Annotated in this window: 7 protein-coding genes and 1 pseudogene; 6 read left to right on the top strand and 2 right to left on the bottom strand. The window is 61.7% G+C overall.

Annotation, left to right across the window (positions count from 1 at the left end):
- The first annotated feature begins 147 nt into the window (after nucleotides 1-147).
- The 6 genes and pseudogenes from Q0Y02_RS05010 to Q0Y02_RS04985 all read left to right on the top strand — a co-directional run bounded on the left by Q0Y02_RS05010 (nucleotide 148) and on the right by Q0Y02_RS04985 (nucleotide 5253).
- A complete protein-coding gene (locus Q0Y02_RS05010; RefSeq protein ID WP_297765209.1) occupies nucleotides 148-534 on the top strand; it encodes an MAPEG family protein in 387 nt (128 codons plus the stop codon).
- Nucleotides 535-660: 126 nt separating this feature from the next.
- Nucleotides 661-837, top strand: a pseudogene (locus tag Q0Y02_RS05005) (2Fe-2S iron-sulfur cluster-binding protein); the annotation flags it as partial.
- A gap of 81 nt (nucleotides 838-918) precedes the next feature.
- Complete coding sequence (locus Q0Y02_RS05000; protein ID WP_297765236.1) at nucleotides 919-1656, top strand: NAD(P)H-flavin reductase; 738 nt, start codon at nucleotides 919-921, stop codon at nucleotides 1654-1656.
- 173 nt (nucleotides 1657-1829) lie between these two features.
- Nucleotides 1830-3116, top strand: a complete 1287-nt coding sequence (locus tag Q0Y02_RS04995) for a paraquat-inducible protein A (RefSeq protein WP_297765206.1) — start codon at nucleotides 1830-1832, stop codon at nucleotides 3114-3116.
- On the top strand, nucleotides 3113-4729 hold the full coding sequence (pqiB, locus tag Q0Y02_RS04990) for an intermembrane transport protein PqiB (RefSeq protein ID WP_297765204.1): 1617 nt from the start codon (nucleotides 3113-3115) through the stop codon (nucleotides 4727-4729). Before Q0Y02_RS04995 ends, pqiB begins: the two co-directional genes overlap by 4 nt.
- A complete protein-coding gene (locus Q0Y02_RS04985) occupies nucleotides 4726-5253 on the top strand; it encodes an ABC-type transport auxiliary lipoprotein family protein (protein WP_297765201.1) in 528 nt (175 codons plus the stop codon). The genes pqiB and Q0Y02_RS04985 overlap by 4 nt, the downstream gene beginning before the upstream one ends.
- 160 nt (nucleotides 5254-5413) lie before the next feature.
- Here Q0Y02_RS04985 and Q0Y02_RS04980 read toward each other — a convergent pair whose 3' ends face one another.
- On the bottom strand, nucleotides 5414-6643 hold the full coding sequence (locus Q0Y02_RS04980) for a heme biosynthesis HemY N-terminal domain-containing protein (RefSeq protein WP_297765197.1): 1230 nt from the start codon (nucleotides 6641-6643) through the stop codon (nucleotides 5414-5416).
- Complete coding sequence (locus tag Q0Y02_RS04975) at nucleotides 6640-7605, bottom strand: uroporphyrinogen-III C-methyltransferase (RefSeq protein WP_297765195.1); 966 nt, start codon at nucleotides 7603-7605, stop codon at nucleotides 6640-6642. The genes Q0Y02_RS04980 and Q0Y02_RS04975 overlap by 4 nt, the downstream gene beginning before the upstream one ends.
- Nucleotides 7606-7847 lie beyond the last annotated feature (242 nt).

Raw genomic sequence — 7847 nt, 5'->3', positions numbered from 1 at the left:
GGCAAGCGTCATGATGTTCTCTCCGTGGTTTTTCATTCCCGTAGGAGCGGCGCTTGAGCCGCGAAGCCGTTTCCGAAAAGATCTCTGGGGCGCTTCGCGGCTCAAGCGCCGCTCCTACGGCATATAAAAAACCACGGAGAGAACATCATGACGCTTGCCTATTGGTGCGTGCTTGCCGCCATTTTCCTGCCCTACCTGAATACCGCCATCGCCAAATTTCAGGGCGGTTTCGGGCCGAAGCAGAACCATAACCCCCGCGAATTCCTGGAAACCCTGGAAGGCAGCCGCAAGCGTGCTCACTGGGCCCAGCAAAACGGCTTCGAAGTCACCCCCGCCTTTGCCGCGGCCGTGATCATTGCCCACCTGGCCCAGACCGCTCCTCAACCCACCATCGACGGCATCGCCCTGGCCTTCGTGGTCAGCCGGGTGATGTTCACCGTCTGCTATATCGCCGACTGGGCCAGCGCCCGCACCCTGGTATGGGCCTTCGGCATGGGCTGTATCGTGGCGCTGTTTGTGGGCGTTGGGGCATAACGAACAGGCAATTGATGATTGAGAATGGATAATTGATAACGTAAACCCCATGAAGCCACCTGCAGTGCCAACTGGAAGTGGCTTTCGTTATCAATTCTCAATTTTCCATTATCAATTCATCCAACCGTGCCACAGACCTACACCCTATCCGTCACCGGCAAAGGCTCCTTCCCCTGCCGGATTGACCAGACAATCGTCGAGGCCGGCCAGCAGGCTGGCTTCGGCTTTCCGGTGGCTTGCCGTAACGGTGTCTGTGAGCGCTGCATGGGAACGCTTCAACGCGGACACGTTCAGCAAAGAAACCACACCATTCATGCGGGCGATGCCGATAGCACCCAGGTGTTATACTGCATCGCTCAGCCACTCAGCGACTGTGAGATAGATGTGTCCGAGGTGACCGCTCCCGGCGAACTGCCGAGCCATGAAGTGCATTGCCAGATTCAACAGATTGAAGCGCTCAATCACGATGTCAGCCGGGTCTGGTTGCAGCTGCCCGCCGGCAAGCGCGTGCAATGGCATGCCGGGCAATACATGATGCTCAACCTGAACGGCGAGGGCTTCCCCTTTTCCATCGCCAACCATTGCGATGGCCGCCGCCTGGAGCTGCACATCCGTCATGGCGACGACAATAGTGCCGCCCAGGACATCATGGCTTACCTGGAATCAGCCAGCACCGTCAGCGCCACCCTGCCCGCCGGCATGCGCTTTATCGACAGTGCCCCGGAGCAGCCGGTGTGGTTTATCTGTGGCTCCACCGGCTTTGCCCCGGTGAAAGCCATGGTCGAGCGCCTGATCGCCCTGGACTTCGACCACCCGGTCCGCCTGTTCTGGGGTGCCCGCACCCCGGAAGATCTCTACCTGCCGACACTCCCCGCCCAGTGGAAGATGGCACTGAAAGACTTCGATTTCACCACCGCCCTGTCCGACATCCGTCATCCGGACCACGCCGAAGGCCTGGTGCACGAAGCGGCGCTGGCAGCACTGAACGAACCGGAGCTGCCCCTGTTCTACCTGGGCGGCTCCCCGCCCATGGCATGGGCGGTGTTCGATGCGCTGGTGGAAGAAGGCGTCCCCGCCGGCAATATTCACTGTGACGTGTTTGACTACGCGCCAAGAGAGTAGCCGCAACCTTCAAGCTACAAGCTGCAAGCTGCAAGCTGCAACGCGGCTTGATCAGGCCCTATTGAATACCCGCGACCAATGGCGGCCCCAAACGCGCCCGGACTAGCAACAACCTGGCCCGCGTTGTAGCTTGTAGCTTGCCGCTTGTAGCTAATTCCCAAGGAAAGGATGCGATGGCGCAGGATTCTCCGCCCACAGCGCATAGCCAGACATTGCTTCTGCCTTGCCACGAATGCGACCTGGTCTGCGACGTAGACCTTGGCCAGCATAGTGGCTGGCTGCAATGCCCCCGCTGCCGGCACCCATTGATGCGCCAGGCGCAGAGTGATCAGCTGACCCCCGCGCTGGCCTTTACCGCGCTGATTCTGCTCGGCCTGTCGCTGCTCTTTCCTTACATCGGTTTCGAAAAAAATGGCATCGAGCGAGCCATGACAGTGACCGATGCTGCCTGGGAACTGGCGGTCTATCACCACCCATCACTGGCCGTTATCGTCATTGCCACCATCATCGTGATCCCGGCTCTCTATCTGCTGTCGATTTGCTGGGTACACCTGAGCCTGTCCGCTACCCGCCATCTTCCCGGCAGCCTGTTGCTGGCCCGCTGGCTACCCCGCATGCAGCCCTGGATGATGGCAGACGTGTTTGCCATCGCCGCGCTGGTTAGCCTGGTGAAGATCGTCGCCATGGCCCATATCCAGCTACTCTCCGCCTTCTGGACCTTTTCCGGCTACGCCCTGTTGCTGCTGATTACCGTCACCCGCATGAATACCGTCAGCCTGTGGCAACGGCTGCTGGGTAATCTGCAGCAACCCGCCGCCGCCCGCAGCGGACTGACCGCACGTACCCAGGGCCTGATCGGCTGCCAGCGCTGCGGGCAACTGCAAGCCCGAGGCACTCCCCGTTGCCACCGCTGCCACAGCAGCCTGCATGATCGCCATCCGCTGACCCTGCAACGGGTCTGGGCACTGCTGATCACCGCCATCCTGTGCTGCTTCCCGGCCCACCTGTTTCCCATCATGACCACCACCAGCCTGGGGCAGAACGAGCCGTCCACCATCATTGCCGGGGTCATGCTGTTCATGCGCCACGGCGACTGGCCCATCGCCCTGATCATTTTTACCGCCAGCGTGCTGGTACCGTTCGGGAAAATTCTGGCGCTGGGCTGGCTGTGTATTGCCAGCCGCCGGCGTGACACCCTGGACATGAAAAACCAGATGGCGCTCTACCGGGTCACCGAATGGGTGGGGCGCTGGTCCATGATCGATGTGTTTGTGGTGGCCATCATTGTCGCCCTGTTCCAGATGGGCAATATTCTTACCGTGACCCCGGGCGTCGGTGGCGTGGCCTTTTCCGCTGTGGTGATATTTACCATGCTGGCAGCCCACCAGTTTGATCCGCGCCTGATCTGGGACCAGCAGCAGAATCTGGCCCGCAACACACAACCGGAGCATCAGCCTTGAGTGACACCCAAGCCGAACCCCGCCGCACCCGGCTTTCCGCCGTCTGGCTGATTCCTCTGGCCGCGGCCCTGATCGGCCTGTGGCTGGTGTTCAGTTATCTCTCCAGCCAGGGGCCAGTGATCACCCTGAAACTGGCGGATGCGGAAGGCATCAACGCCGGCAAGACGCCGGTGAAAACCCGCAATGTGCAGGTCGGCCTGGTAGAAAGCGTGAGGCTCTCGGATGACATGAGCCACACCCTGCTGACCGTACAGATGCAATCGGATACCGACCGCATGCTGGCCGAAGACACCCGCTTCTGGGTGGTCAAACCCCGTATCAGCCGGGAAGGCGTGAGCGGACTGAACACGGTGCTGTCCGGCTCCTACCTCGAGCTGATGCCCGGCGAAAGCGGCAAGAAGGGCAAACGTTTCCAGGTGCAGGACACCCCGCCGCCGGAGAAAACTGGCGCCGGCCTGTTCCTGAAACTGGTCAGCGAAGCGGGAACCAATGTGGACGTGGGCGACCCGGTGAACTTTCGCAGCCTGAAAGTGGGCCGGGTCGTGGAAACACGCTTCAACGCCGCCGACAAACGCTTCCATCACCGCATCTTTATCCAGAAGCCCTACGATGTGCTGGTCTCGGACAGCAGCCGCTTCTGGCAGATCAACGGCCTGGGCTTTCAACTCGATGCCCGTGGCTTCCAGGCTCAGATCCACTCCCTGGAAGCTCTCATCGGCGGCGGCATCACCTTTGCCGTGCCCGATGGCAACATGCGCGCCGGCGATCCGGTAAAAGACGAGCGGGAATTCACCCTGCACAACGATGAAGAGAGCGCACGGCGGGCCCTCTACACCGACACCCTGGATTATGTATTGCTGGTGGAGAGCAGTGTGCGGGGCCTGAAAACCGGCGCCCCGGTGGAGTATCGTGGCATCCGTGTGGGCACCGTGGAACAAGTGGCCTGGGGCTTCGCCCAATCGGGCCCGGGCACTATCAGCAGCGCTCCCATTCCGGTGCTGATCCGCCTGGAACCCCAGCGCATCACTCACCAGAGCCGGGAAGATACACAGCGCTGGCGGCAGGAAATCGATCGCATGATTGATGATGGTCTGCGCGCCAGCCTGAAACCGGGCAACCTGCTCACCGGCTCCCTGTTCGTGGACCTGGATTTCCATGCCGACACGCCCGCCGGCAGCAGTGGCGAACGCTATGCGGATGTGGCCGTTTTCCCCACCGTCGACAGCGGCGGCATCAGCAAGATCGAGGACAAGATTCAGCAGCTGCTGGATACCCTCAACAACCTGCCCCTGGAATCCATTGCCGGCAACCTGAACCGCAATCTGGACAACCTGGCCGGCACCACCCAACGGCTTGAAGCCCTGCTGGCCGACCCGGCACTCAATGCCCTGCCAGAACGGCTTACCGGCACCCTGGGCGCCCTGGAAGGTACACTGCAGGGCTGGCAGACCGGCGGCGATGGCTACCAGCAACTGCAACGCACCCTGCAGAAACTGGATCGCTTGCTCAACGACGCTGAACCACTGCTGGACACCCTCAATCGGCAACCCAATGCACTGATCTTCCAGCGCCAGCCGGCCCCCGATCCGCAACCCAGAGGCTCACGCCAATGAAATCCTTCTTCATTTCCGGCCTGCTGATTACCCTGATGGCGTGGCTGAGCGCCTGCAGCCAGACGCCACCGGCTCCCGCGCCGGACTACCTGCTACCCGGCGCCAGCCACAGCGGCCATAGCCCATTACAGATTCGCGTAACCCTGGCCAACTATCTGGACCAGGGTGGCATTGTGCTGCAGCTGAGCGATACCGAACTGCACGTGGCCCGCCAGCATCGCTGGGCGGAGCCACTGGGCTCGCAATTGCAGCGAGCACTGGCAGCCACCCTGGCAAGCCAGACCACACTGCCGGAACAGGGGAAACTGGATCTGCAACTGAGCCGCTTTCAGGGCGTGCAGAGCGATGAGGGTGACATGGCCATGATCAGCGGCACCTGGCAGTTCACCTCGGAAGAACAAAACCGGCAGGGACACATTGACTGGCAGGGGCCCATCAACGGCGAGGGGTACGCAGCTCTGGTTGAAGCCCTGGATCGCGGCTGGCAGGAAAGCACACAAACCATCACCCAGGCTCTGAAATAAACGCCGGGCCGCAAACGGGTATCACACGTTGATGTCCCGGGCGTCATCGGCAAAGGGAAGGATTGTGGATTACGCCGTAGGCTAATCCACCCTACAAAACCAAAAGGCCGCGCCGGGATTCCCGGGCGCGGCCTTTTGGTTTTCGTTTGCCAATACCGTTCTACAACGATTTCTCCGGCATCGGCAATGCGGGCAACTGCCCTTCCAGTTGCTGCAGGCGCCGCTCAAAGGCCTTCTGCGCCTTGCTGGTATCTCCCAGCGCCTGATACAAGCGTGACAACTCTGCCAGGGCTGTCGCGCTCTGGCTGGAGTTCGCGGCGGCCTCGAAGAAACCCTGGGCCTTGCCCCACAGACGGGCCTTGAGAGCCACCCGACCCGAGGTAATCAGTACCGCCGCATTACCTGGTCGCTCTGCCAGCCAACCTTCCAGCACCTGTAGCAAATCATCCGGAGACATATCGTCGATAGCTTCCAGTACCGGCGGCAGCCGATCGTCCCACTGTTGAGCCAACTGCTCACGGACCAGATTCAAGGCCCCCTTACCACCACCCAGCTGGGCCAGGAAACCGGTATAGCGGGCCACCATGGCAGGATCACTCTTCAGCTGAACCGGCACATCCTTCCACAGCTTGCGTAGCTCCTCGCGGCGGCTGTCCGCATCATTGAAGCCGGGCTTGCGCGCGGTTTCCTGCAGCAGGGCCAACCAGGCGCGGCGTTCACGACGGGATTCCTTGCCCTCCCCGAAGGCGCGCTTGAGGCGCGGCATCAAGGCGCACAGGGCCGGCCAGTCCTTCTGGCTTTCCAGCACTTGCGCATAGGTACGCAGGATGCGCTTGTTACGTGGCGCCAGGTCCGCCAGCACCTTGAGTTCCTGGCGAGCCTGTTCCGGGTAGCCATCGTCCAGGGCAAAGCGGGCCTTCATCAGCCCGGCTACCAGCCGGCCACGGCGGTCGCTACTGGCATTTTCCAGATAGCGCTGGCTGGCCTCCACATTCTCCTGTTCCTGGGCCGCTTCCGCGGCCAGCAGCCAGGCCAGCAGGGGCCAGTCGCCGTCTTCACCGGCGGCAACCAGCAGCCGCTCGGCCTTTTCCTGTTCGCCATCCACCAGTTGCAGAAGACCACTGCGCAGGCGCCGGGCCGCCACCGCCTTTTTCCAGCGACGGGTAGCGCGCACCGGCTCCAGCACATTCCAGGCAGCATTGCCGAGCAGGGTAAGCACAACAATGGCTACCACCGCCAGCAGTGCCGCCAGCACCACAAAGCCCAGGGTGGTATCCAGGGAGAAATCATCGCGGATCACCAGCACATAGCCGGAATCCGCCGCCATCCAGCGCCCCAGTGCCAATGCGGCAACCAGGGCGATGACGATCAGCAGGGCGACTTTTTTCATGCACCGCCCTCCTTGCGTTTCAACTCTTCAATGGCAGCCAGACCCGCGCCAATATCCGGCAGGGCCTGGGCCACACTGCTGCCACCCAGCTCTTTCAGCGCCTTGCGCATTTGCGCGGCCCGCGGCTCATCCTCACGGAACCACTGCGCCAGCGTCGTGCTCGCATTATCCAGCGCCTGCTGGTAGGCCTTGGCACGTCCTTGCATCAGCGCCAGCTGCGCCTGCTGCAGACTGCCATCCAGGGTCAGCCGCACCAGCGACGCCTGCTCGGCAGACAACGGCAAGGGCACGGCCCCTTCGTGATGACGCACGTTGATCGGCAGGCGGTCGAGCACGTCTTGCCACCAGGGCTGATTCACTTCAGGTAAATCCCGCTCGGGAGGGGCTTCCTCCACCGGCACCGCCAGCTCAGCGGTAATCTGACGCAGGGCGCCCAGGCGCAGCACCATGCCTTGCACATCCACCTGACCGGCACCGCTGAGTTTTTCCATGTCCATGGCCAGAGCCTGACGGGCCGGCAGTACTTTGGGATCATCAAGACGGGCCAGGGTTTCATCCGCGGCTTTCAACAGTCGCCGCGCGGCAGAGGCATCCTGGGTCAGCAGCAGTCGCTGGCTGGCCAGGCTGGCCAGTGCCCGGGCTTCATTAACCAGCCACAGTGTCTGCCCACCACTCTGCATATCGCTGAGCACGGCGCGATCCTTGACCATACGGGCGGACAGCTCCGCCTGTTTTTTCTCGAAGGAAGACAACGCGCCCTGCACGTCACTGCGTTGGCTGGCCATGGCCGCTTTCAATTCGCTGATCTGACCGGCAAGACCGGCTTTTTCTTTCTGCATCTGCTGGAACTGTTGCCAGCCCCACCAGCCACCGGCCCCCAGGGCCGCCAGAACCACCAACACCACCAGTACAACCCAGACGCTCTTGCCTGTCTGGCGGGAATAAAGACGTTCCTGCGTCATGTCAGCTCCATGTTCTGATTATCTGGCACCCCCAAACGGGCGATCCGTAGAGCCTATTTAAGATCTATACGCAGCCGCGTTGCCGCTGAAAATGGCGCCAGGCAAGGCGTGAACCGCAGGGCCTGACGGGTCAAGTTCAAGTTTCACAACACCGCATGGCGCCATTTTCAGCGGCAACCCGAAGGGCCGCGCCCTTTTACCGCCAGCCCGTGAATGCGCTTGCTTATATCAAACGATTGCAC

The sequence above is a fragment of the uncultured Alcanivorax sp. genome (assembly GCF_947258575.1).
Lineage (GTDB): Bacteria > Pseudomonadota > Gammaproteobacteria > Pseudomonadales > Alcanivoracaceae > Alcanivorax.
The sequence above is the reverse complement of the archived record's forward strand: the minus strand, read 5'-3'. Positions and strand labels throughout refer to the sequence as shown.

Coding starts and splice junctions, on each gene's coding strand:
- Q0Y02_RS04995 (WP_297765206.1), top strand. CDS start 1,830: ATGGCGCAGGATTCTCCGCCCACAGCGCATAGCCAGACATTGCTTCTG.
- Q0Y02_RS04975 (WP_297765195.1), bottom strand. CDS start 7,605: ATGACGCAGGAACGTCTTTATTCCCGCCAGACAGGCAAGAGCGTCTGG.
- Q0Y02_RS04980 (WP_297765197.1), bottom strand. CDS start 6,643: ATGAAAAAAGTCGCCCTGCTGATCGTCATCGCCCTGGTTGCCGCATTG.
- Q0Y02_RS04985 (WP_297765201.1), top strand. CDS start 4,726: ATGAAATCCTTCTTCATTTCCGGCCTGCTGATTACCCTGATGGCGTGG.
- Q0Y02_RS05010 (WP_297765209.1), top strand. CDS start 148: ATGACGCTTGCCTATTGGTGCGTGCTTGCCGCCATTTTCCTGCCCTAC.